Annotated in this window: 21 protein-coding genes; 9 read left to right on the top strand and 12 right to left on the bottom strand. The window is 68.9% G+C overall.

Going from position 1 to position 23,040, the window contains the following annotated elements:
• Positions 1-49: 49 nt before the first annotated feature.
• From cydC to J7E45_RS13620, 5 genes are read right to left on the bottom strand one after another with little or no spacing between them, the layout of a single operon-like run.
• Positions 50-1,717 (bottom strand): thiol reductant ABC exporter subunit CydC, encoded by a 1,668-nt coding sequence (gene cydC / locus J7E45_RS13640; protein ID WP_215069972.1) that lies wholly within the window; start codon positions 1,715-1,717, stop codon positions 50-52.
• Positions 1,714-3,399 (bottom strand): thiol reductant ABC exporter subunit CydD, encoded by a 1,686-nt coding sequence (cydD, locus tag J7E45_RS13635; protein ID WP_215069969.1) that lies wholly within the window; start codon positions 3,397-3,399, stop codon positions 1,714-1,716. Before cydD ends, cydC begins: the two co-directional genes overlap by 4 nt.
• A complete protein-coding gene (gene cydB, locus J7E45_RS13630) occupies positions 3,396-4,424 on the bottom strand; it encodes a cytochrome d ubiquinol oxidase subunit II (RefSeq protein ID WP_215069967.1) in 1,029 nt (342 codons plus the stop codon). Before cydB ends, cydD begins: the two co-directional genes overlap by 4 nt.
• Positions 4,425-4,438: 14 nt before the next feature.
• Positions 4,439-5,854, bottom strand: coding sequence for a cytochrome ubiquinol oxidase subunit I (locus J7E45_RS13625; RefSeq protein WP_091030153.1), 1,416 nt, complete (start codon positions 5,852-5,854; stop codon positions 4,439-4,441).
• Positions 5,806-6,558 (bottom strand): ArsR family transcriptional regulator, encoded by a 753-nt coding sequence (locus J7E45_RS13620; RefSeq protein ID WP_251054257.1) that lies wholly within the window; start codon positions 6,556-6,558, stop codon positions 5,806-5,808. Before J7E45_RS13620 ends, J7E45_RS13625 begins: the two co-directional genes overlap by 49 nt.
• A 100-nt stretch (positions 6,559-6,658) precedes the next feature.
• On the opposite strand from J7E45_RS13620, the gene radA reads away from it, so the two are divergent.
• On the top strand, positions 6,659-8,026 hold the full coding sequence (gene radA / locus J7E45_RS13615) for a DNA repair protein RadA (RefSeq protein WP_215069965.1): 1,368 nt from the start codon (positions 6,659-6,661) through the stop codon (positions 8,024-8,026).
• 40 nt (positions 8,027-8,066) lie between these two features.
• On the opposite strand, the gene J7E45_RS13610 is transcribed toward radA, so the two are convergent.
• The 4 genes from J7E45_RS13610 to J7E45_RS13595 all read right to left on the bottom strand — a co-directional run bounded on the left by J7E45_RS13610 (position 8,067) and on the right by J7E45_RS13595 (position 12,676).
• Entirely contained in the window at positions 8,067-8,477 is a 411-nt protein-coding gene (locus J7E45_RS13610; RefSeq protein ID WP_215069963.1) for a dehydrogenase, read from the bottom strand.
• Positions 8,478-8,820: 343 nt separating this feature from the next.
• Positions 8,821-9,465: a hypothetical protein gene (locus J7E45_RS13605; protein WP_167634656.1), complete on the bottom strand. Its 645-nt coding sequence runs from the start codon at positions 9,463-9,465 to the stop codon at positions 8,821-8,823.
• A 66-nt stretch (positions 9,466-9,531) separates the two neighbouring features.
• Positions 9,532-10,032: an amino-acid N-acetyltransferase gene (locus J7E45_RS13600; protein ID WP_091030167.1), complete on the bottom strand. Its 501-nt coding sequence runs from the start codon at positions 10,030-10,032 to the stop codon at positions 9,532-9,534.
• Positions 10,033-10,144: 112 nt separating this feature from the next.
• The gene (locus J7E45_RS13595) at positions 10,145-12,676 is read right to left on the bottom strand and encodes an ATP-dependent Clp protease ATP-binding subunit (RefSeq protein ID WP_029262445.1); all 2,532 of its coding nucleotides are present in this window, start codon (positions 12,674-12,676) and stop codon (positions 10,145-10,147) included.
• A 190-nt stretch (positions 12,677-12,866) separates the two neighbouring features.
• Between J7E45_RS13595 and J7E45_RS13590 the strand changes: the two genes are divergently transcribed.
• The 5 genes from J7E45_RS13590 to J7E45_RS13570 all read left to right on the top strand — a co-directional run bounded on the left by J7E45_RS13590 (position 12,867) and on the right by J7E45_RS13570 (position 16,683).
• A complete protein-coding gene (locus J7E45_RS13590) occupies positions 12,867-13,490 on the top strand; it encodes a hypothetical protein (RefSeq protein ID WP_215069961.1) in 624 nt (207 codons plus the stop codon).
• On the top strand, positions 13,490-14,137 hold the full coding sequence (locus J7E45_RS13585) for a hypothetical protein (RefSeq protein WP_215069958.1): 648 nt from the start codon (positions 13,490-13,492) through the stop codon (positions 14,135-14,137). Before J7E45_RS13590 ends, J7E45_RS13585 begins: the two co-directional genes overlap by 1 nt.
• Positions 14,137-14,910, top strand: a complete 774-nt coding sequence (locus J7E45_RS13580; protein ID WP_215069956.1) for a hypothetical protein — start codon at positions 14,137-14,139, stop codon at positions 14,908-14,910. The genes J7E45_RS13585 and J7E45_RS13580 overlap by 1 nt, the downstream gene beginning before the upstream one ends.
• Positions 14,907-15,143, top strand: coding sequence for a helix-turn-helix transcriptional regulator (locus J7E45_RS13575; RefSeq protein ID WP_029262449.1), 237 nt, complete (start codon positions 14,907-14,909; stop codon positions 15,141-15,143). Before J7E45_RS13580 ends, J7E45_RS13575 begins: the two co-directional genes overlap by 4 nt.
• 112 nt (positions 15,144-15,255) lie before the next feature.
• The gene (locus tag J7E45_RS13570) at positions 15,256-16,683 is read left to right on the top strand and encodes a dicarboxylate/amino acid:cation symporter (RefSeq protein WP_215069954.1); all 1,428 of its coding nucleotides are present in this window, start codon (positions 15,256-15,258) and stop codon (positions 16,681-16,683) included.
• Between the two features lie 65 nt (positions 16,684-16,748).
• On the opposite strand, the gene J7E45_RS13565 is transcribed toward J7E45_RS13570, so the two are convergent.
• Positions 16,749-18,482 carry a sodium:proton antiporter gene (locus tag J7E45_RS13565; RefSeq protein ID WP_215069952.1) on the bottom strand — a complete coding sequence of 578 codons (1,734 nt, stop codon included), beginning with the start codon at positions 18,480-18,482 and terminating at the stop codon, positions 16,749-16,751.
• A gap of 53 nt (positions 18,483-18,535) precedes the next feature.
• On the opposite strand from J7E45_RS13565, the gene J7E45_RS13560 reads away from it, so the two are divergent.
• Both J7E45_RS13560 and J7E45_RS13555 read left to right on the top strand, forming a co-directional pair.
• On the top strand, positions 18,536-19,576 hold the full coding sequence (locus tag J7E45_RS13560) for an LLM class flavin-dependent oxidoreductase (protein ID WP_215069950.1): 1,041 nt from the start codon (positions 18,536-18,538) through the stop codon (positions 19,574-19,576).
• 119 nt (positions 19,577-19,695) lie between these two features.
• Positions 19,696-19,905, top strand: a complete 210-nt coding sequence (locus tag J7E45_RS13555) for a methyltransferase (protein ID WP_091030260.1) — start codon at positions 19,696-19,698, stop codon at positions 19,903-19,905.
• A gap of 45 nt (positions 19,906-19,950) precedes the next feature.
• Here J7E45_RS13555 and pheA read toward each other — a convergent pair whose 3' ends face one another.
• Positions 19,951-20,901, bottom strand: a complete 951-nt coding sequence (gene pheA, locus J7E45_RS13550; protein WP_091030187.1) for a prephenate dehydratase — start codon at positions 20,899-20,901, stop codon at positions 19,951-19,953.
• 78 nt (positions 20,902-20,979) lie between these two features.
• On the opposite strand from pheA, the gene pgm reads away from it, so the two are divergent.
• On the top strand, positions 20,980-22,623 hold the full coding sequence (pgm, locus tag J7E45_RS13545) for a phosphoglucomutase (alpha-D-glucose-1,6-bisphosphate-dependent) (RefSeq protein ID WP_167634650.1): 1,644 nt from the start codon (positions 20,980-20,982) through the stop codon (positions 22,621-22,623).
• Positions 22,624-22,688: 65 nt separating this feature from the next.
• Here pgm and J7E45_RS13540 read toward each other — a convergent pair.
• A partial coding sequence (locus tag J7E45_RS13540; protein ID WP_215069948.1) for a cell wall-binding repeat-containing protein occupies positions 22,689-23,040 on the bottom strand: 352 nt, incomplete at its 5' end.

Raw genomic sequence — 23,040 nt, 5'->3', positions numbered from 1 at the left:
CTCGTCACGCCGAGACGACCGGCATCGGTCGCCACGTCGGCGTCTCGACTCAGACCGTGCGTCCGCCGTCGAGGCGCACCACGCGGTCGACGGTTCCTGCGGGCGGTGCCACGTGCGAGATCAGCAGCACCGACTGCTCCCCCGCCGCCTCGAGCAGGTCGCGCAGCAGCGCGTCGGAAGCATCAGGGTCGACCCCCGCGGTCGGCTCGTCCAGCACCAGCACGGGGAAACCGCGCAGCAGGGCGCGGGCGAGCGCGAGGCGCTGCGCCTGGCCGCCCGACACGAGCGCGCCCCGGTCGCCGACCCTCGCGTCGAGGCCACCGCGCTCCCGCACCCACTCCCCGAGGCCGACCCGGTCGAGCACGGCGCACAGCTCGTCGTCGGTCGCCGTGTCGCGCGCGAAGAGCAGGTTCTGGCGGATGTCCTCATCGAACAGCTGGGGGCTCTGCTCGCAGAGGCCGATGGTCCGACGCAGCGCCGGCCCGGACATCTCCGCCGCGTCCTGCCCGTCGATCAGGTACTCGCCCTGCACGCGGAGGAAGCCGACGAGTACGGCCGCCAGCGAGCTCTTCCCCGCCCCGCTCGGCCCTGCCACCAGCACCCGCTCCCCCGGCCGCAGATCGAGGTCGACCCCCGTGAGCGCAGGAGCACCGCCGGGCCAGTTCGCGCGAACGCCGCGCATCCGGATCGTCGGTGTGCCGTCGAGCTCGACGTCGTCGCCCGCGTCGGGCCGGAGCTCATCGGGCATCCGCTCCGGCAGCGTGTCGACGATGCGCTCCGCGCTCGAGCGGACGCTCCGCCACGACGCCGCGGCCACCGGCACCGCACCGAAGATCTCGAACACCACCATCGGCACGAGAACCGCCACGGCCAACCAAGGTCCGTCGATCGAACCGTCGGTCAGCCCGGGCGCGGCAGCGGCGAGCGCCCAGACGGATGCCGCCCCGGCGACCGCGGAGACGACGCCGGCGGCGATGGCCTGCGCGAACGAGGCACGGTCGACGACGCGTCGCAATGCGGCGTCGGCTGCCGCGATCCGCTCGCGCGCCTGCGCCTCGGCACCGTAGGCCAGGAGCACGTCGAGGCTGCCGAGGTAGTCGACGAGCGCGGCCGAGAGCTCGGCCCGTCGCACCGACACGAGCGCCTCGGCACGCGAGCCGAACACCCACCCGAGTCCGATCGCCGCAGCCGCGGCGGCCACCAGGCACACCGCCAGCGTGAGGGCGGCCGGCGGCGAGACGAATGCGATGAAGCCCACGGCCCCGACCGCCACGACCGCGGCGACCCCGAGCGGCTGCACCACACGCAGCGGCAGGTTCTGCAGGTTCTCGACATCGTCCACGAGCGCCGTGAGCATCTGTCCGCGATCCGTCGCGCCGAGACCGGCCGGAGAGAGCGGTGTCAGTCTCCGCACCATGTCGGCCCGCGTCGAGGCGAGTTGGCGCAGCGCAGCATCGTGGCCGCTCAGCCGCTCGAGATAGCGGGTGACGGCGCGGGACACCGCGAAGAACCGCACGCCGACGACGGCGATCGACAGTGGGACGAGCGAGTCGACGATGGATGCGCTCACGATCAACCAGCCGCTGACCGCCAGCAGGCTCACTGCGGCGGCAGCCGACAGCACTCCCCAGACCAGTCCGGGGAGGAAGCGTCGGATCGGCGGCTGCGCGAGCTTCAGGACGCCGCGGATCCGCTCGCGACGTGTCGACCCGCTCATGCGCTCACCCCCAGCGTCACGACGTGGTCGGCGATGTCCCGCGCGGTCCGACGGTGCGACACGAGGAGGATCGTCGCCCCGGCATCCGCCCGCGCGCGCAGCGACCGCCAGAGCCGGTCCTCGGTGTCGGGGTCGAGAGCACTCGAAGGCTCATCGAGTGCGAGCACCCGGCGCGGGTCGGACGATTGACGGTACAGCGCTCGGGCGACAGCGATCCGCTGCGCCTGGCCTCCCGACAGACCACTGCCCTGCACGCCGAGCTCGAGGGCGGGGTCGATGCCCTCGGCGCAGGCGGCGTCGAGCGCCACACGGACGCGGTCGGCATCCGGTTCCGCGTCGCCGAGCGCGACGTTCGCCGCGACCGTCCCCCGCATCAGCCCCGGAGTTTGCCCAGCCCAGGCGAGCCACGCCGCCGGGGAGAGCTCGCGAACGTCGCTCCCCGCGAAGGCGGCCGTCCCGTCGAAGTCGGCTGCTCCCCGGAGAGCCGCGAGCAGCGACGACTTCCCCACGCCGCTCGGCCCCTCGAGCAGCGTGATCGTCCCCGGCTCGGCAGTGAACGACACCGGCGGCAGATCGCGCACGCGCAGCCCTCGGACCAAGAGGGCTCCCGCATCCGCCACATCCGCCGGTCCCGCCGGTCCCGCCGGTCCCACTTGCAGGATCGATTCACGGATGTCGGGCGATTCTTCGGCGATTCCTCCTGCATCCGTGAAACGGTCCTGCATCTGCACTCGAGCCCGCGCCGCGTCGAGCACCTCGAACACGTCTTCGGTCGCCGCGACCCCCTCGGCGGCCGCGTGGAACTGTACCCCCACCTGTCGGATCGGCAGGAACGCCTCGGGCGCGAGCAGCAGCACGAACAGCCCGACCTCGAGCGTCAGGTCGCCCGACAGCAGCCGGAACCCGACCGACACCGCGATGAGCGCGACCGCGAGCGAGGCCAGCAGTTCCATCGCGAAGCCGGACAGGAACGAGAACCGCAGCACCTTCATGGTCTCGCGGCGGTACTCGTCGGCGGTGACCTCGATGCGGTCGGCAGCGCGCCGATCACGCCCGAACAGCCGCAGCGTCGACAGCCCCTGCACCGTGTCGGCGAAGCGGGCGGCGAGGCGCTGCAGCGTCTGCCACTGCCGCGTCTGCACCGTGCGGGTCGCCATCCCGATCAGGATGAGGAACAGCGGGATCAGCGGCAGGGTGATGATCGCGGTCAGCCCGCTCGGCCAGTCCTGCCACCACATCACCGCGACCAGCACCGGCGTCGCGATCACGGTCAGCACGAGCTGCGGGATGTAGCGGGCGAAGTACCCGTCGAGGGCTTCCAGTCCGTGCCCCGCGGTCACGGCGAGCTCGGTCTGGTTCCGCTGTGCGAGCCATCCCGGCCCCAGTCGACCAACCGCCGAGATCAGGGCCGAGCGCAGTTGCATCCCCGTCTTCGCGGCAGCCCGCGTCCCCGCGGCATCCGAGGCGGCGATCAGCAGCCCCCGCAGCAGTGCTGTGAGCAGCAGCCAGAGCAGGGATGCCGAGACGTCACGCCCCGCGATCGCCCCGGTGACGGCATCCGTCAGCAGCCAGGCGAAGACGATCACGACCGCCGTCTGGACGACGCCGATCAACGCGGATGCCGCGAGGAACCCCCTCGCGGCACCCGCGTATCGCAGCAGTCTCGGATCGACGGGTTTCACGCGTGCGCCGGAGCCCCCTCGATGGACTTGCGGGTGACGCGCTTGCGGAACACCCAGTACGTCCACGCCTGGTACGCGAGCACGAGCGGCATCGCGATCAGGGCGGTCCAGCTCATGATCTGCAGCGTATACGGAGTGCTCGACGCATTCGCGATCGTGAGGCTGTAGGCCGGGTCGATCGTCGACGGCATCACGAACGGGAACAGGGCGAAGAACAGCATCACCACGGCGAACAGCACCGTGAGCATGCCGGAGAAGAACGCCCAGCCGTCGCGCCGAGCGAGCGAGAACCCGACGGCCGCGATCAGACTGACCGCCGCGAGCGCACCGGCGCCGATGACGAGCCAGAGCAGCGGAGCCTCGCGCCCCATCGCGATCATGACCGTCCAGATCACCGTGGCTGCCGCGACGAGGATCGTGGGGATGGCCGCCCTCTTCGCCAGGCGCCGCGCGTCTTCATGCACCTGACCGTCGGTCTTGAGTGCGACGAACAGCACGCCGTGCAGGAAGAACAGCAGCAGCGTGGTGACGCCGACCAGCAGGGCGTACGGGTTCAGCAGCGCGAAGAAGCCTCCGACGTAGATGTGGTTCTCGTCGATCGCGACGCCCTGCACGATGTTGCCGAAGGCGACGCCCCACAGCAGCGCCGGGACGACCGAGCCGATCACGATCATCCGGTCGAAGCCCGCTTTCCACTTCGCGCTGTCGCGCTGGTGCCGGTACTCGAACGAGACGCCGCGCAGGATCAGCGCGAGCAGGATCAGCAGCAGCGGCAGGTAGAAGCCGCTGAACAACGTCGCGTACCACTCGGGGAACGACGCGAACAGCACGGCGCCGGCGACGATGACCCAGGTCTCGTTGAGATCCCAGACCGGGCCGATCGTATTGATGACCTGGCGGCGCGAGACATCGTCCTTGCCGAGGAACGGCAAGGACATGCCCACACCGAAGTCGAACCCGTCGAGCACGAAGTAGCCCACGAAGAAGAAGGCGACGATGAAGAACCAGAGTGTTGCGAGATCCATGATGCTCCTCCCTCTCAGTAGACGACCGACGGCAGCTGGGCCGTCTCCTCGTGCGGTTGCTCGTCGGTGTCCGGTCCCTTCTGCGCGGCCCGGATGATGAGGCGGATCTCGACGACGGCGAGCGCCGCGTAGATCGCCGTGAACGAGATCAGCGAGATCAGCACCTCGAGGCCGCTGACTCCCGGCGAGACACCGTCCTGGGTGGTCATCAACCCGAACACGATCCAGGGCTGTCTGCCCATCTCGGTGAAGACCCAGCCCATGATGTTGGCGGCGAGCGCGAGCGGGAACGACCAGATCGCGAGCTTCCACATCCACTGCGCCGGGGGCTTCTTGGCGCCCTTGCGGGTGAGCCAGAGGCCGACGACGGCGACGAGCGCGGCGGCGATGCCGAGACCGATCATCCAGCGGAACGCCCAGTACGTGATCCACAGGACCGGGGCGAAGTCCTCGAGTCCCGTGGCGGCGTACGTCTGGGCGTACTCGGCATTCAGGTCGTTGATGCCGTGCACGCAGGCGTCGAGGGTGTGCGTCGACAGCAGCGACAGCAGATACGGCACTCGGATCGAGAACAGTTCGGAGCTGCCGTCCGGTGTGCCGAGCGTGAAGAGGCTGAAGGAGGCGTCCGGTCCGCAGACGGTGTTGAACGTCGCCTCCGCCGCGGCCATCTTCATCGGCTGCGCGGCATACATCGCGAGTCCGAGCTGGTCTCCCGTGAGCACGACGCCCGCGGTGGAGACGATCATCGCCCACAGCCCGAACTTGAGCGAGATGCGCATGGTGTCGAAGTGCTGGCCGCGCGAGAGGTGCCAGGCCGAGACCGAGATGACGACACCGGCGGCGAACATGAACGCGCCGAAGATCGTGTGCGGGAACGCGGCGAGCGCGACGGGGTTGGTCAGCAGCGCCCAGAAGTCGGTCAGCTCGGCGCGGTTGGTCGCCTCGTTGAAGGTGTAGCCGACCGGGTTCTGCATGAACGCGTTGGCCGCGATGATGAAGTACGCCGAGAGGATGCTGCCGATCGAGACGCACCAGATCGTGGCGAGGTGCAGCTTCTGCGGGAGCTTGTCCCAGCCGAAGATCCACAGTCCGATGAACGTCGCCTCGAAGAAGAACGCGAGCAGGCCCTCGAAGGCGAGCGGGGCGCCGAACACGTCGCCGACGAAGCGGGAGTAGTCCGACCAGTTCATGCCGAACTGGAACTCCTGCACGATGCCGGTGACGACGCCCATGGCGAAGTTGATCAGGAAGATCTTGCCGAAGAAGCGGGTCAGGTGCAGGTACTGGACCTTGCCGGTGCGCACCCACGCGGTCTGGAAGATGGCGGCCACCAGGGCCATGCCGATCGTCAGCGGAACGAAGAGGTAGTGGTAGACGGTCGTCAGCCCGAATTGCCATCGGGCGAGAGCGAGCGGATCAAGCCATTCCATGCGCTACTCCTGTTCTGTGAGGCCGTTGCCCCGCGCTGTGACGCCGCAGCGTCGTTCCCTCGGCCATCCGCGCCGTGGCGTCGCGCAGCTGGACGGTGCAAGTCCGATGCGAGGACGGCGTCGCGGACGCACTCGGCTTCGAGTGGTCCGCCGGCCTCGTTCAGCACGCTCTGCATGAGCTCGAGATGCACGCGGCACAGCATCGGGCGGTCCTCGGACCGGCTGGCCGCATGCGGACACGGGCTGAGGTCGATCGTGAGGCTGCCGTCGTCGATCAGGGGCTCGAAGCCGCTCTCCTCCAGGTGCTCCACGAGCGCGTCGAGCTGATACGTGGCGTCGCGCCCGAGGTCGGACTCGGCGTCGGGGATCATGCTGCGCATCAGGTCGCCCCGACGTGCAGCCGCCTTCGCCTTGTCGCGCGCCACCGGGCTGGATGCCCCCGGCGCGCCTGTGGCGGCCCGGTAGAGGGTGCGCGGTCGCCCCCGCGTCGTGCGGTGCTCGACGGTCGGGATGACGTGGCCGCCTTCGATCAGCCGCTGCAGGTGCTCGCGGACCGTGTTGGGATGCAGACCCGTGGCCTCGCACAGCTCAGCGATGCTGAGTTCGGCGCGCGCCTTCGCGCTTCCCGCTTCGAAGAGCAGGTGCAGGATCTGCACCCGGGAGTAGCTCGATATCGGCCCGCAGACGGACCCGCCGTTGGCCATGATCCCAGTATCCCGTGATACCGGCCGGTTGCACCGGTGTCCGGCCGTGAATAAACACCTGCTCGATAGGGATGTCCGATCCCGGCGATAGCCTGGCAGCATGGCCACCCGAAAACCCGCTCCTCCAGCCTACGTATGCACGGAATGCGGGTGGACCACCGCCAAGTGGGTCGGCCGCTGCGGCGAATGCCAGCAGTGGGGCACGGTCCAGGAGCAGGCGGCGCAGACCGGCATCCTCCGACGCATCGGTCCCACCGCCCCGACGGCGGAACGCGCTGCACGACCCATCACGCAGATCACGACGCAGGATGCCCCGCGGCGCTCGAGCGGTGTCGGAGAGTTCGATCGGGTGCTCGGCGGGGGCATCGTGCCGGGTGCCGCGATCCTGCTCAGCGGCGAGCCGGGCGTCGGCAAATCGACCCTGCTGCTCGAGGTCGCGGCCCAGGCGGCTCGCGGCGGTCGCCGTGTCCTCTACGCGAGCGCCGAGGAGTCGCCGGGCCAGGTGCGGCTGCGTGCGGAGCGCACCGGTGCCCTGCACGACGAGCTGTATCTGGCGAGCGAGACCGACCTGGCGACCATCCTCGGCCACATCGACGAGGTCAAGCCGCAGCTCGTGATCGTCGACTCGGTGCAGACCGTCTCGTCGTCGCTGATCGACGGTGCCGCCGGGCAGCCGAGCCAGGTGCGCGAGGTCGCGGCGACCCTGATCCGCATCGCGAAAGACCGCGATCTGCCGATCATCATCGTGGGTCACGTGACGAAAGACGGCCAGGTCGCGGGCCCCCGCGTGCTCGAGCACCTGGTCGACGTGGTGTGCCACTTCGAGGGCGACCGGCAGACCTCGCTGCGCTTCATCCGCGCGCTCAAGAACCGCTTCGGCCCCACCGACGAGGTCGGCTGCTTCGAGATGACCGGCGACGGGATCGCCGAAGTCCCCGACCCGTCAGGCCTCTTCCTCTCGCAGGGGGCCACCGAGCCCGGCACGTGCGTCGCGATCTCGCTCGAGGGGCGCCGCGCGCTTCCCGTCGAGGTGCAGGCGCTCACGGTTCCCAGCAACGCCCCGAATCCCCGCCGCATCGTCCACGGAGTCGACTCGTCGCGCGTGGCGATGGTTCTGGCGATCCTCGAGCGGCGCGCGAACATCAAGACGAGCACGCTCGACGTCTACGTGTCGACCGTGGGCGGGGTGCGCTTCACCGAACCGGCAGCCGACCTCGCGATCGCCATCGCGGTGGCCGGCTCCATCCAGCAGTTCTCGGTACCGCGCACGGTCGCCGCCGTGGGCGAGCTCAGCCTCGCCGGCGAGATCCGTCCGGTCACCCAGGCGGCGCAACGTCGGTCCGAGGCCGCCCGACTCGGCTACGAGCAGGTCGTCGACGACCGGTCGAAGACACTCCGCGCCGCGCTCGGGGATGTGCGCGCACGCAACACGTCACGCCGTTCCGATCACGACGTCCCGCCGTTCTGATCGGGAGTGCCTCGGCTCCCTGAGATCGGCGACGGCCGCCTCAGGCGTCGAGCGCTTTGAGCAGCTCGATCGGGTCGGCCTGCATCGGATGCGGGCCCGCGATGTCGAGGAAGACGGTCGTGATCGGGTGCGCCGCCAGGAACTTCCGGAGCCAGTCAGACGTGTAGATGCCCACGCCGGGCGGGAGGTTGGCGGGCTTGTTCTTCGCGTCGCTGAACAACAGCAGCGCGAGATCGCCGGTGTTCGGGTCGCGGTAGGTCCACACCTCGCCCCTGTCGAGCGGATTGTCGCGGGCTCCGGGCGTGATCAGCGGCACGACCGTGGTGCCGTTGCGCAAGGCGAGCGCGACCGCGGCGACATCCTGCTTCTCGAGTGCCAGAGCCAGAGCCTCCGACCGGAAGTCCTCGGGGGCGGGCTTCTTCTTCCCGGGTTTCGCCTTCTTCGCTGCCATGCATCCAGCTTATGCAGGCGGCGAGGCGCAGCGCGCGGAATCGACCGCGGAGACGTAAAGGGGCCCTCTCGAGTCCTCCATTGGGGACTGGGGTACTCGAGAGGGCCCTCGGACTCTCGGTGCGGCGATGTCGAAGCGCTGGGGACGCTGTAGTTCGACGCCACTGGGGATGGCATGTTGCCGCATGATGCGGAGAGTCACCTCAATGGTATCCCAAAGATCCGCGCCTGTCTGCCTCAGACGGCCAAGGCTCCCGAGGTCGCGTCTTTCCGCACGGGAAGTCGCTCGACGCGACGCATTTCGAAGGCGTTGCGGCGCGTTCCCTTCGAACTGCGAATGCGGATCAGTACAGGAGGATCTGGGTGGTCGTGAGGCTCGTGAACCCACCGATGGAGACCTCGACGTGGTACGAGGCTCCCCCGCCAGGGGCGCGCTGACGGTTCTCCTGGTCGCAGGTCTCGACGCTCGAGCGGGTGCGGTCCCACGTCACCGGGTCCTTGCTGGTGACCGTCGTTCCGGCGGTGAGCGTCGCGATCATGCTGCTCGGGTTCTCCTGGCAGTCCGTCGACCGCCACCAGACGTCGGCGCCGCTGGAGATCGTGAAGACCTGCGTCGTCGATCCGACGTCGAGCGTGCAGTCCTTCGTGCCCTTGTTGGTCAACGAGATGGAGAGCTTCGGCAGGACCCCCGCGGCATAGGTCTCCGCATCCGTGACCGCCGAGACCTCGACGTCTTTCGCCTCACACGCGACGATCGCCGGCGTCTGCTCGGCCGAGGGGCTCGGCGACGGCGACTCGGCGTCGGTCGTCGGAGTCGTGGAGGGGGTCTGCGACGACGAGGACGTCGGCTTCGGAGAGGCATCCGCCGCGGCCCACGGCTTCGCGATCAGGAGCCAGATCCCAATGCCGATGGCGGCGACGAGCAGGATGAGCCCGATCACCACGACCAGGCGCCGACGACGATAGACGGCAGCGGAAGGACGGGGCATGGTTCCAGGTTAAGCGATCGTGCCCGTGCAGCCTGGGAGGCCGCGGCGGCGGTCTGCCGTGCGTCCTCAGAGCACCTTGAGCATGCGCGTGTTGCCGAGCGTGTTCGGCTTGACGTGCGCGAGATCGAGGAACTCCTCGACACCCGCGTCACCGCTGCGCAGCAGCTGGGAGTACACGTCGGGGTCGACGACCTGCTCGCCGATCGGAGTGAAGCCGCGGCGGCTGAAGAATTCGACCTCGAACGTGAGGCAGAACAGGCGCGAAAGCCCGAGCGTGCGCGCATTCTCCTCGAGACGATCGACGATGGCCCGGCCGATACCGTGGTGCAGCCAGTCATCCTGCACGAGCAGGGTGCGCACCTCGCCGAGGTCTTCCCAGAACACGTGCAGCGCGCCGCATCCGATCAGCACACCGTCAGCCTCGGCGACGACGAACTCCTGCACCGCGCCGTAGAGCACCGCCAGGTCTTTGCCGAGCAGGATGCGCTGCTCCACGAGGGGCTGCAGCAGGTTGCGGATGCCGACGATGTCGGCACTGCGCGCCGGTCGGACGATGTACTCGCTCACGGGACAAGCCTAGAACCCACGACCCGTCGCCACCTGTGCCGGACACAGGAAAGGGGCGGATGCCGCAGCATCCGCCCCTTTCGTGATTCAGCCTTCGTGATTCAGCCGGAGGTCACTCCCCGCTGGCGACCGCCAGGTCGGGGGTGCCGGCGATCGCGCCGCCGCCGGTGTTGGCACCGACCGCGACCTTCTCGCCGCGCGGGCCGTGCTCGAACAGGAACTCCCCGTCCTTCGCGTCGACCTTCACGTGGTCGCCCGAGTTGAGCTCGCCGTGCAGGATCTTCTCCGACAGGCGGTCCTCGACCTCGTGCTGCATCGCGCGACGCAGCGGTCGGGCGCCGAGCGCCGGGTCGAAGCCGATCTCGATGAGACGCTCCTTGGCGGCCTGCGACAGCTCGATCGTCATGTCACGGTCCAGCAGACGCTCGCCGAGGCGCTTGGCGAACAGATCGACGATCTGCACCAGCTCGGTCTTGGACAGCTGCGGGAACACGATGATGTCGTCGACACGGTTGAGGAACTCGGGCTTGAAGTGCCGCTTGAGCTCTTCGTTCACCTTGCCCTTCATCCGGTCGTAGCTGGTCGAGTCGTTGCCCTCGATCTGGAAGCCGACGGGACCACCCGCGATGTCACGTGCACCGAGGTTGGTGGTCATGATGATGACCGTGTTCTTGAAGTCCACGATCCGACCCTGGCCGTCGGTGAGCCGACCCTCTTCGAGGATCTGCAGCAGCGAGTTGAAGATGTCGGGGTGAGCCTTCTCGATCTCGTCGAACAGCACCACGCTGAACGGCTTGCGGCGCACCTTCTCGGTGAGCTGGCCACCCTCTTCGAATCCGACGAATCCGGGAGGGGCACCGAACAGACGCGAGACCGTGTGCTTCTCACCGAACTCGCTCATGTCGAGCGAGATGAGAGCCGCCTCGTCGTCGAACAGGAACTCGGCGAGAGCCTTGGCGAGCTCGGTCTTTCCGACACCCGTGGGGCCGGCGAAGATGAACGAGCCCGAGGGACGCTTCGGGTCCTTGAGACCGGCACGCTGGCGACGGATGGTCTTGGAGAGGGCGGCGATCGCCTCTTCCTGACCGACGACGCGCTGGTGCAGGGCCTTCTCCATGAAGACGAGTCGGCTGGACTCCTCTTCCGTGAGCTTGAAGACGGGGATGCCGGTGGCCTGTGCGAGCACCTCGGCGATCAGACCCTCGTCGACGACCGCAGAGGTCGCGACGTCGCCCGCACGCCACTGCTTCTCGAGACGCAGACGCTCGGCGAGGAGGCTCTTCTCCTCGTCGCGGAGGGATGCGGCCTTCTCGAAGTCCTGCTCCTCGGAGGCGACTTCCTTCTGCTCGCGCACCGTGGCGATCTTCTCGTCGAACTCACGCAGCTCGGGCGGGCTCGACAGGATCGACAGACGCAGGCGTGCGCCGGCCTCGTCGATCAGGTCGATGGCCTTGTCGGGCAGGAACCGGTCGGAGACGTAGCGGTCGGCGAGGTTCGCCGCGGCCACGATGGCACCGTCGGTGATCTGCACCTTGTGGTGCGCCTCGTACCGGTCGCGCAGCCCCTTGAGGATGTTGATGGTGTGCGGCAGCGTCGGCTCGTTGACCTGCACCGGCTGGAAGCGGCGCTCGAGCGCAGCATCCTTCTCGAAGTGCTTGCGGTACTCGTCGAGCGTGGTCGCACCGATCGTCTGCAGCTCGCCACGGGCGAGCAGCGGCTTCAGGATGCTGGCCGCGTCGATCGCACCTTCGGCGGCACCCGCACCCACGAGGGTGTGGATCTCGTCGATGAAGACGATGATGTCGCCGCGCGTGCGGATCTCCTTGGTGACCTTCTTCAGGCGCTCCTCGAAGTCACCGCGGTAGCGGGAACCGGCGATGAGAGAGCCGAGGTCGAGCGAGTACAGCTGCTTGTCCTTCAGCGTCTCGGGAACATCGCCCTTGACGATCGCCTGGGCAAGACCCTCGACGACGGCGGTCTTGCCGACGCCGGGCTCGCCGATCAGGACGGGGTTGTTCTTGGAGCGGCGGGAGAGAATCTGCATGACCCGCTCCGCCTCCTTCTCGCGCCCGATCACCGGGTCGAGCTTGTTGTCGCGCGCGGCCTGGGTGAGGTTGCGGCCGAACTGGTCGAGCACAGCGGAACCACCCTGGGTACCGGCAGGCGAGTCGTTGGTCTGCGCACCGACGGATGCCGGCTCGCGGCCAGGGGCTCCGGAGAGCAGCTGGATGACCTGCTGGCGGACCTTGTTGAGGTCGGCGCCGAGCTTGACGAGCACCTGAGCGGCGACGCCCTCGCCCTCGCGGATGAGGCCGAGGAGGATGTGCTCGGTGCCGATGTAGTTGTGGCCGAGCTGCAGGGCCTCGCGGAGGCTGAGCTCGAGCACCTTCTTGGCGCGCGGCGTGAACGGGATGTGCCCGGTCGGCTGCTGCTGACCCTGGCCGATGATGTCCTGCACCTGTTCGCGCACGGCGTCGAGGGAGATGCCGAGGCTCTCGAGGGCCTTGGCGGCGACGCCTTCGCCCTCGTGGATGAGACCGAGCAGGATGTGCTCGGTGCCGATGTAGTTGTGGTTGAGCATCTTCGCCTCTTCTTGGGCGAGGACGACCACTCGACGGGCTCGGTCCGTGAATCTCTCGAACATGCTGTGACTCCTTATTCGCACGGGGCGAAGCGCTGACACCTATGGCGTTCTCTGCGCCTGTACATCGAGAGTAACCACCGCGCAGGGCAGGTATGCCCGTGTTCGCCGTGGGCATACCGGGGGTTGACCGAGTTATCGACAGTCGTTATGTTAACGACAGTCGATAACAACCGAACTCAAGGAGGCAGCGATGCGCACCAGAGAAGGACGCCCCTCACTCGTCGACGGGATCGCTCTCGGACTCATCGCCACCGGCGCCGTCAGCGTCGGGATCGGCGCGATCGTCGCCGTCACCTCGGCCGCATCCGAGATCTTCGGCACCGCGCCGACCGTGTCGATGCCCGTGCACGACGTCGACCTGACCGCGCTGGACGGAGTCTCCGGCGTGAGCGCGGCGACGGTCGACACCGCGCTCGTCACCGTTCCGGCGATGCCCTCCGGCGCCCGCTGGATGCTGCTCCTCGAGACGCTGCTCCCCGCCCTCGCGACCGTGGCGCTGTGCGCCGGCGTCTGGTGGCTCGGCGTCTCCCTCATCCGCTCACGGCCCTTCCGCGCATCGCTCGGCTGGATGTTCGCGGTCGCTTCCATCCTGATGATCGCCGGATCGCTGTTCGGACAGTTCGCCGGCGGCGTCGGCCGGGCCATGATCGTGCAGGACCTCGCCACCACCGATCCGCAGGTCGAGGACGTGCTGTGGACGCTCCTCGTGCAGTTCGACCTCGCGCCGGTGGGCTGGGCGTTCGCCCTCGCCCTCGTCGCCGGCCTGTTCGAGATCGGCCGAAGGCTGCAGCGCGAAACGGAAGGACTCGTCTGATGTCCACGACGAACACGACCTCGAAAGCCACCCGGTCGGAGACGGCGGATGCCATCACCGTGATCCTCTACGCCGCCGCGGCGCTAGTCACGGTCGCGTTCGCCACGATCCTGCGCGTCGCGAGCACGTTCCGTGAGACCGGAATCGCCTGGACGATCCCGATCGACCAGCAGCCGATCTCGGCAACGACCGACTCGGGCGCCATCTCGATCGAAGGGTTCGCCGACGAGGCGATGATCATTGCGAGCGGCGTGGATACGGTGTCGATCGTCGCGATCGTCGCCGCCATCGCGCTGTGGGCGCTCGCGGCGCTCCTGGTCATCGCGAGCGTGACCCTGGTCGCCTGGAACTTCCTGCGCGGCCGGTTCTTCGTCCGCGCGAACGTCTGGGCGTTCAACATCATCGGCTGGACGCTCGTGGGAGCGCCGATCCTGATCGTGATGCTGGAGACCATGGGGCGCAACGGCGTGACGGCCGCCCTCGGTCTCGGCGAGGGCGAGCCGGTGCATCCGCTCGAGTTCTGGACGATCGCGCCGTTCTTCGCCACCGGGGTGACGGTCGGCCTGGTCGCCGTCGCCTTCCGTCGCGGCATCCGTCTGCAGCATGAGGGGGCGGCGCTCGAGAAGGAGACGGAGGGACTCGTCTGATGCTCACCTTCGGATCTGACGAGCTCGGACAATCCCTGCTCTTCATCGGGATCGGGCTCGCGGTGATCGCCCTGATCGTGGCGGTCGTCGTCTGGAACAGTCGCCGCCGCGGGAGCCGCACCGTCGCCCTCGATGCCGCCCTCACCCTCTCCGCGTGGTGGATCCTGCTCGGGATCGTCAGCGCCGCGATTCTCATCATCAAGGCGTTCACGGTCGACTGGGCCGAACTCAACGGGCAGACGTACGTCTACATGGACTGGCCGGCGAACCTGCCGTGCTCCGAGTTCGGCGACAGTGGCACGACGATGCTCAGCTGCCGGGGAGAGAGCCTTGCGGAGTTCACGGTCGGGAACGCCTCGCTCGGGCTTCGCCTCCTCGCGGCAGCGGCACAGCTGAGCACCCTCGCCCTGACGACCATGCCCGCCGTGATCCTCGCGGTCATCTGCTTCCACACGCTGCGCGGACGCGTGTTCTCGCGCACGGTCACGCGGGCTCTCGTGGGTGGCGCCATCGCGGTCCTCGTGTTCGGCGTCGCGGCCGACCTGCTGAGCGGCATCGCCGCGACCACCGGCCTGCGCGAGGTGTTCCCGCCCGACAGCGAGTGGTACCCCTCGGCCTATCAGCTCACCGTCACCCCTCTCCCCTTCGGAGCCGCGCTCGCCCTCGTCGCCCTCGCCGCCGTCTTCCGCCAGGGATCGCGGCTCGAGCAGGACAGGGCTCGCCTGCAGGAGGAGACCGAGCGTCTGCAGAAGGACACGGAGGGACTGGTGTGACCCCGGCCGAGAGCGACGACGAGCTCACCGGCATCCACTGCCGGCTCGACGAGCTGCTCGCCGACCGGGGGATGACGCTCACGGAGCTCAGCGCCACGGTGGGGGTGAGCATCGTGAACCTGTCGGTGCTGAAGAACGACCGCGCCCGCGCCATCCGCTACTCCACGCTGCGCGCGATCTGCGAGGCGCTCGACTGCGAGGTGGGTGAGCTGCTCGTGCTGGCCCCGCGCTGACGCAACACCCGCGTCATCGTTCGTCACATCCGCCCAGGGAATTCTCAGGCAGACGTAGCGTTGGGCCTCAGGGCGCGCACTCGGCGCGCCGTGATTCTGGAGTCCCCACCTCATGAGCACCACCGCACGCGCCCAGAAGGCGCCTAACACCCGCGGGCCGGTCCGGAAGCTGCTGACCTCGTTCGGCTTCCAGATCCTCGCAGCCCTCGTCCTCGGCGTCGCCGCCGGTCTGATCGGCCGCCAGCTCGGAGCCACGGCAGAGAACCCGAACGGCCTGTCGGCGACCCTCGACACCATCGGCAACTCGTACGTCACGCTGCTGCGCGCCGCCGTCGTCCCGCTGATCTTCACGGCCATCGTCGCCAGCATCTCGAACCTGCGTCGCGTGCAGAACGCCGCACGCCTGGCCGGCCAGACGATCCTGTGGTTCGCGATCACCGCGTTCATCGCGGTCATCATCGGCATCCTCCTCGGCCTCGTGATCCAGCCGGGCAACCGCGCCGGCGAGGGCCTCGAGACCGGCGAGCCGTACACGGTGGGCACCTGGTGGAACTTCCTGCTGGGCCTGATCCCGCAGAACTTCCTCGGACTGACGGTCAACACCTCGCCGGGTGAGGTCGACGGCACCTTCTCATCGAGCGTCGGCTTCAACATCCTCCAGGTCATCGTGGTCGCGGCCGTCATCGGCATCGCGGCCCTCAAGGCCGGCAAGAAGGCCGAGCCGTTCCTCGTCTTCACCGAGTCGCTGCTGAAGGTCATCCAGCGCGTGCTGTGGTGGATCATCCGCATCGCCCCGCTCGGCACGTTCGGCCTCATCGGCTCGGCCGTGATCAAGTACGGCTGGGAGAAGCTCGCCTCGCTCGGCTGGTTCGCGGCCGCCGTCTACATCGGCCTCGCGCTCGTGCTGTTCGTCGTGTACCCGATCCTGGTGCGCACGCACGGCCTGTCGATCAAGCAGTACTTCTCGGGTGTGTGGCCCGCCGTGCAGCTGGCCTTCGTCAGCCGCTCCTCGATCGGCACGCTGCCCCTCACCGAGCGCGTCACCGAGCGCAACCTCGGTGTGCCGCGCTCCTACGCATCGTTCGCCGTGCCGCTCGGCGCCACCACCAAGATGGACGGCTGCGCCGCGATCTACCCGGCCATCGCGGCGATCTTCGTGGCCCAGTTCTTCGGCATCGAGCTGAACTTCGTGCAGTACCTGCTGATCGTGATCGTCTCGGTCGTCGGCTCCGCCGCCACCGCCGGCACCACCGGCGCGGTCGTCATGCTCACGCTGACGCTGTCGACCCTGGGCCTGCCGCTCGAGGGCGTCGGACTGCTGCTCGCGATCGACCCGATCCTCGACATGGGCCGCACCGCGGTCAACGTCGCGGGCCAGGCACTGATCCCGACCATCGTCGCCAAGCGCGAGGGCATCCTGAACGAGGAGCTCTACAACGCGCCGCGCGAGGGCCTGCCGTTCGCCGACGACTCCGGCGACGACGAGGATGCTCCTGAGGCGGATGCCGCCACGGACAAGGAGCCGGTCGGCACCCGCTGACCCCACTCCCACCTCGCACAGAGCGCCCCGCCCCTTCTCGGGACGGGGCGCTCTGCCGTTTCAGGTCATGCCCGGCTCTGCTGACGGGTCGCGCCACGGGTGTCGAGCGCGAGCTCCTCGGCATCCATCGCGGCGATCAGTTCGCGCATCACCTCTTCGTCGAGGTTGCCGGCATCACGCTCGGCGAGGAGGATCTCGCGCCGCACCTGCAGCCATCCCCGGGACAGGGCGACGAGGTCTTCGTAGGACGGGCGGCTCGCGGCATCCTCCACCTTCTGCGCCTCGTCGGTGTCTTTCTCGACCCGCGTCATGCGCTTCGTGAACGCGTCGAACACACTCAGATCGACCTCGCCGTACTTCGCCTCCCACTCGACCCGCTTCTCGGCGAGGAACTCCTTGCCGGCCTCGCGGCTCTTCGCCCTGACGTCGGCGAGCGCCGCTTCGTCTTCCTTCTCATCGGCGTCGCTGGCGATCCCGAGGCTCCGGATGAGCAGCGGCAGTGTGAGCCCCTGCAGCAGCAGCGTGCCGACGGTGACGATGAAGGCGACCACGACGATCGCGTGCGAGGCCTCGCTGTCGAGCGTCGCGAGGTCGGCGGCGGCCACCGCGATCGCGAGGGTGACCACGCCGCGCATGCCCGCCCAGGAGATGACGGCGCTGTCCTTCCAGGTGAGCTTGAGCCCCGCCATCCGGTCGCGCACGATCTGGCTGCGCAGCTCGTCGGCGGTGTAGTCCCCCCAGCGTCGGGACTTGCGGTGCCGCTTCGCGAACTCGCCGCTCTGCACGCCGCGATCCCACCGTTCGAGCTTCCTGCGGTCCTGGAAGTTCGCCCAGGCGCTCGTCGGATAGATGTAGAGCGGCCGCACGATCAGGACGACCAGCAGCACGGCCCCCGAGAGCAGGAGGATGTGCCCGACCGACTCGCTGCCGAGATCGCGGAGCACCCGCGGGAACTGCAGTCCGATGTAGGCGAACACGAAGCTCTCCAGCAGCAGGTCGGCCGAGAGCCAGAGCGGCTTCTCCTGCTGACGCGTGGTGTAGTCGGTGCGCGGGGAGTTGTAGCCGACGTAGAGACCCATCGCGACGACGGCGAGAACACCGGAGCCCAGCAGATGCTCGGCGATCGCGTAGGCGCCGAACGGAGCGAGGAGCCCGAACGTGCCGATCACGACCGCATCGCTGATGCGCATCCGCAGCTGGTGCAGGACGATGCCGAACACGAGGCCGATGCCGACCCCGATCACGACCGCGAGCAGGAACTGTCCGATGCCTGCTCCGATCGTCACCGTCGCGCCGGCGATGGTCAGCGACGCGAACACCCGGTACAGCGTGAGCGAGGTGGCGTCGTTGATGAGACTCTCACCGGAGAGGACGGTCATGATCCGGCGGGGCAGACCGAGTCGGCGACCGATCGCCGCGGCGGACACCGCATCGGGCGGGGCGACGATCGCACCGAGCAGCAGCGCGCCGGGGAGGGTGAGCGCGGGGAAGATCCACCAGGCCACGAATCCTACGGCGAGGGCGGTGATCAGCACGAGCCAGATACCGAGTCGCCGGATCTGCGGGAGGCTGCGCTTGAACCCGACGAAGGACACGTCGAGCGCCGCCGAGTACAACAGCGGCGGCAGCACCAGGCTGAGGAGCAGGTGTCCGTCGATGTCGATGTCGGGGACGAAGGGGAGGAAGGAGACGGCGAGCGCCACGACCGTCACCAGTAGCGGCGCCGGCCACCCTCGTGAGCGCGCGAACGCCGCCACCGCGACCGAGCCGACGAGGACGTAGAAGATACCCGCTTCCATGCCCCCACGGTAGCGGGGGAATGGAGCCGTGCAGACGCGCGTTGTGCTGAAGGATGTCCGATACAGCCCTCTCCGTCCTCGACCTCGTCCCGGTGCGCACCGGCCAGACCAGTGCCGAGGCCATCGCCGCCTCCCTGTCCCTCGCCGAGATCGCCGATCGGCTCGGCTACCGCCGGTACTGGTTCGCCGAGCACCACAACATGCCGTCGGTGGCATCCACCACGCCCCCGGTGCTGATCGCGGCGGCCGCCACCCGCACCTCCCGCATGCGCCTGGGCTCGGGCGGCGTGATGCTGCCCAACCATGCCCCGCTCATCGTCGCCGAGCAGTTCGCGGCGCTCGAGGCGATCGCGCCCGGACGCATCGACCTGGGTCTCGGCCGCGCCCCCGGCAGTGACCCCGTCATCACCCAGCTGCTGCGCGGCTCGGGCACCACGAGCGACGTCGAGCAGTTCCCCCGCCACGTGCAGGACATCGCCGCCCTCCTCTCGGCCGACGGTGCCGCGCTGCGTTTCACCTCGGGCGGCGAGTACACCGTGCGCGCGACACCCGCCGCGACCGGCACCCCCGAGGTGTGGCTGCTCGGTTCGAGCGACTATTCGGCGCAGCTGGCCGCCTCGCACGGCCTGCCCTACGTCTTCGCGAACCACTTCTCGGGTCAGGGCCTCGAGCGCGCGCTCGACCTGTACCGCACCGGCTACCGTCCGAGCGAGGAGCACCCGGAGCCGCGCACGTTCCTCACGGTCAACGCGGTCGCCGCTCCCACGCAGGAGGAGGCGGAGGCACGCGCCCTCCCGCAGCTGCGCATGATGGCGCGACTGCGCCTGAATCAGCCGCTCGCCGCGCTCGAGACCGTCGAGCAGGCGGCCGCCGCCGAGACCGACGCCGCGACCGACGAGGTCGTGCAGGCCGCCCGCTCGCGCTGGTTCGTGGGTACGGGCGAGAGTGTGGCCGCGGAGATCGGCGCCTTCGCCGAACGATACGGCGTCGACGAGGTCATGCTGTCTCCGGTCGCCGGCGCCTACGACGCCGAGCCGAACGACGCACCGACCGGTCGCGCACAGACACTCGAGCTCATCGCCGCCGCACGCTGATCACCTGTCAAGCCCTGGTTTTCCCGCCGGTTCAGGCGTAGCGTCACGAACAGTGCCGTCGACAGGGGCGCCGCCCCTTCGGCGATCGCACTGTCGGCAGCAGCAGAAGGAGTTCGATGATGAGCACCACCAAGACTCTCGCCCTCTGGGTCGCCTATGGCCGCAACGGCGTCGTCGGCAGCATCCGCCACGATGACGACGGTTACACGGTGACGATGGTCGGCTCCGACGAGGTGACCGGGACGTACCCGAACCTCGCGTCGGCCAAGGGTGCCCTGCATTCCCATATGGCTCCGGGCAGCGACTGGCCGCGTTTCCAGGAGCACTGAACCACGGCATCCGCCTGACCGTGCTGGGCGGTCGGGCGGGTGGCGTCAGACGTCGGGCTCGCCGGAGAGGATTCCGCGCAGCCAGTCGCGCGCCTCGATGAAGATGTCGTCGGAGTAGCGCTCGGGGTAGTGCACGATCTGCCGGTCGGCGCGCGGGTACGAACCGAGGAACACCACGCGAGGGCTGAACCGCCGGATGCCGAGCAGCGCATCGGCCATGCGCTCGTGCTCGATGTGCCCGTCGGCGTCGATGACGAACCGGTAGCGGCCGAGTTCGTCGCCGATCGGCCGCGACTCGATGAGCGACAGGTTGATGCCGCGGGTCGAGAACTGCTCGAGCATCTCGAGGAGCGAGCCGGGGTGGTCGTGCGGGAGCTCGACGATCAGTGAGGTCTTGTCCGCCCCGGTCGGCTCGGGTGAACGGGTCGTGCGGGTGACGAGGACGAAGCGGGTCACGGCCTGGGCGTTGTCGCCGATGCCCTCTGCGAGCACGTCGACGTCGTAGTGGTTGACGATGCCGGGCGCCGCGATGGCCGCCTGCGCGGGCAGCGTGCCGTCGAGGACGCCGATCGCGGATGCGACGTTGCTCGATGCGGGCACGTGCGAGTGCGAGGGGAGGTGTGCGCCGAGCCAGCCGTGGCACTGGGCATAGGCGACCGGATGCGCCGCGATCACCTCGACCTGGTCGAGCGTCGTTCCCCGCGGCGCGACCAGCACGAAGTTGACCCGCACCAGGTATTCGCCGACGATGCGCAGGCCGGGGAGCGTGGCGAGGGCGTCTTGCGTGGTGGAGACGCCGCCCTCGATCGAGTTCTCGATCGCGATCATCGCGGCGTCGCTGCGGCCCTCGAGCACGTCGGCCAGAGCTTCACCCACGTTGTGCACGGAGCGCCACTGCTGACCGCGAGCCTCGGCCACCTGCTCCAGCGCCGCCTCCGTGAAGGTTCCGGCAGGGCCCAGATAGCTGTAGGTACGGCGTTCAGTCACGGGTTTCACCTTATCCCTCTGCCGGGAGAGCGATATGCGGATGACTTCGCGGATGCGAACCGGGCGATCAGGGGGCAGACTGAAGAGATGACCAGCCGTGCCGGCCTCCCCGCGGAGGAAAGTGACCTGATCGATGTCGACGAGCTGATCGCCGCATACTACGACCGCACGCCGAACCCAGAAGTCGCCGCCGAGAGGGTCGTGTTCGGCACCAGCGGCCACCGCGGTTCGTCGCTGTCGAACAGCTTCAACGAGAACCACATCCTCGCCACGACTCAGGCGATCGTGGACTACCGGGCGGCCCAGGGCATCGCCGGTCCGCTGTTCCTCGGTCGCGACACGCATGCACTCTCGCTGCCCGCCGAGCGCAGTGCGATCGAGGTGCTGCTCGCCAACGGTGTGGATGTGCGCGTCGACTCCCGCGACTCGTGGGTGCCGACGCCGGCGCTCAGCCACGCGATCCTCACCTACAACCGCGGACGCGCGGCGGACGACCCGGGCCGCGCCGACGGCATCGTCGTGACCCCGTCGCACAACCCTCCGCGTGACGGCGGCTTCAAGTACAATCCGCCGCACGGCGGACCCGCCGACACGGACGCCACCGGCTGGATCGCCGACCGGGCGAACGCGCTGATCGCCGCGGGGCTCGAGGGCGTCAAGTCGGTGCGGTTCGCCGACGTCGACTGGGATGCGCTCAACGGCTACGACTTCCGCGACGCCTACGTGCGTGACCTGCCCTCGATCATCGACATCGATGCGATCCGCAACGCCGGGGTCAGCATCGGCGCCGACCCCCTGGGCGGAGCATCCGTCGAGTACTGGTCGCTGATCGCCGAGATGCACGATCTCGACCTCACCGTCGTGAATCCCGAGGTCGACCCGACCTGGCGCTTCATGACCCTGGACTGGGACGAGAAGATCCGGATGGACCCGTCGTCGCCCTCGGCGATGGCCTCGCTGGTCGCGAAGAAGGGCTCCTACGACGTCCTCACCGGGAATGACGCCGATGCCGACCGGCACGGCATCGTCACCCCGGATGCCGGGTTGATGAACCCGAACCACTACCTGGCCGTCGCGATCGACTACCTCTTCTCGCACCGGCAGGACTGGCCGCGGGATGCCGCGATCGGCAAGACGCTCGTGTCGTCGATGATCATCGACCGCGTCGCCGAGTCGCTCGGCCGGCGCCTGCTGGAGGTCCCCGTCGGGTTCAAGTGGTTCGTGCCCGGCCTGCTCGACGGCTCGGTCGCGTTCGGCGGCGAGGAGTCTGCCGGAGCATCCTTCCTCCGCCGAGACGGCTCGGTCTGGTCGACCGACAAGGACGGCATCCTGCTGTGCCTGCTGGCCGCCGAGATCATCGCCGTCACCGGCAAGACGCCGTCGGAGCGCTACCGCGAGCTGGAGGCCGCCTTCGGCGCATCCGCCTACCAGCGCGTCGACGCACCGGCGACGCCCGAGCAGAAGGCGACGCTCGCGAAGCTCGCTCCCGAGGCCGTGACGGCGACGACTCTGGCCGGCGAAGACATCTCGGCGAAGCTCTCGCACGCACCGGGCAATGGCGCGGCCATTGGCGGCCTCAAGGTGCAGACCGAGCACGCCTGGTTCGCCGCCCGGCCGTCGGGCACCGAAGACGTCTACAAGCTGTACGCCGAGAGCCTGCGCGGCCCGGAGCATCTCGCCGAGGTGCAGGCCGAGGCGCGTGCCGTGGTTTCGGCTGCGCTCGAGGGCTGACCCGAGCGCTTCTGCGCCGCAGAGGGTCGAGGGAGCGAACGGGTCGCTCCCTCGACCCTCTGTCGTCAGCGCTTGACGTAGGTCTCGGCTTGCTTCTTGACCGCCTCGGTCACCACACCGGTGCCACCGAGGATCACGATCTTCTGCGGCTTTAGACGCGCCAGCTCCGCCGCGACCACCGGCGGCAACGCGCCCGGCTCCGTCAGCAGCACCGGACCACCGAAGTGTCCCGCTGCGGCCGCACCGGCCAGCGCATCCGGGAAGTCCCGCCCGTTCGCGAGATACACCACCGGCACGCCAGCTGTCGGGAACGATGCCACCGAGACCGCTACCGCCGTCTCATACCGGCCCGGCCCCGACTGACGGGAAACACCGCCCGTCGTGTAGGCACCGGCCTGCTTCTTGACCGCCTCGGTC

The organism is Microbacterium sp. ISL-59, from assembly GCF_018613945.1.
Classification (GTDB): domain Bacteria; phylum Actinomycetota; class Actinomycetes; order Actinomycetales; family Microbacteriaceae; genus Microbacterium; species Microbacterium oxydans_B.
This window is presented reverse-complemented; position numbering and strand designations above follow the sequence as displayed.

What these genes read in the sequence shown, in the direction of transcription:
- J7E45_RS13620 (WP_251054257.1), bottom strand. Translation starts at nt 6,558, where the DNA reads ATGGCCAACGGCGGGTCCGTCTGCGGGCCGATATCGAGCTACTCCCGG.
- J7E45_RS13565 (WP_215069952.1), bottom strand. Translation starts at nt 18,482, where the DNA reads ATGGAAGCGGGTATCTTCTACGTCCTCGTCGGCTCGGTCGCGGTGGCG.
- J7E45_RS13560 (WP_215069950.1), top strand. Translation starts at nt 18,536, where the DNA reads ATGTCCGATACAGCCCTCTCCGTCCTCGACCTCGTCCCGGTGCGCACC.
- J7E45_RS13580 (WP_215069956.1), top strand. Translation starts at nt 14,137, where the DNA reads ATGCTCACCTTCGGATCTGACGAGCTCGGACAATCCCTGCTCTTCATC.
- J7E45_RS13555 (WP_091030260.1), top strand. Translation starts at nt 19,696, where the DNA reads ATGAGCACCACCAAGACTCTCGCCCTCTGGGTCGCCTATGGCCGCAAC.
- radA (WP_215069965.1), top strand. Translation starts at nt 6,659, where the DNA reads ATGGCCACCCGAAAACCCGCTCCTCCAGCCTACGTATGCACGGAATGC.
- cydB (WP_215069967.1), bottom strand. Translation starts at nt 4,424, where the DNA reads ATGGATCTCGCAACACTCTGGTTCTTCATCGTCGCCTTCTTCTTCGTG.
- cydC (WP_215069972.1), bottom strand. Translation starts at nt 1,717, where the DNA reads ATGAGCGGGTCGACACGTCGCGAGCGGATCCGCGGCGTCCTGAAGCTC.
- J7E45_RS13570 (WP_215069954.1), top strand. Translation starts at nt 15,256, where the DNA reads ATGAGCACCACCGCACGCGCCCAGAAGGCGCCTAACACCCGCGGGCCG.
- J7E45_RS13625 (WP_091030153.1), bottom strand. Translation starts at nt 5,854, where the DNA reads ATGGAATGGCTTGATCCGCTCGCTCTCGCCCGATGGCAATTCGGGCTG.
- J7E45_RS13585 (WP_215069958.1), top strand. Translation starts at nt 13,490, where the DNA reads ATGTCCACGACGAACACGACCTCGAAAGCCACCCGGTCGGAGACGGCG.
- J7E45_RS13595 (WP_029262445.1), bottom strand. Translation starts at nt 12,676, where the DNA reads ATGTTCGAGAGATTCACGGACCGAGCCCGTCGAGTGGTCGTCCTCGCC.
- J7E45_RS13590 (WP_215069961.1), top strand. Translation starts at nt 12,867, where the DNA reads ATGCGCACCAGAGAAGGACGCCCCTCACTCGTCGACGGGATCGCTCTC.
- J7E45_RS13610 (WP_215069963.1), bottom strand. Translation starts at nt 8,477, where the DNA reads ATGGCAGCGAAGAAGGCGAAACCCGGGAAGAAGAAGCCCGCCCCCGAG.
- J7E45_RS13605 (WP_167634656.1), bottom strand. Translation starts at nt 9,465, where the DNA reads ATGCCCCGTCCTTCCGCTGCCGTCTATCGTCGTCGGCGCCTGGTCGTG.
- pgm (WP_167634650.1), top strand. Translation starts at nt 20,980, where the DNA reads ATGACCAGCCGTGCCGGCCTCCCCGCGGAGGAAAGTGACCTGATCGAT.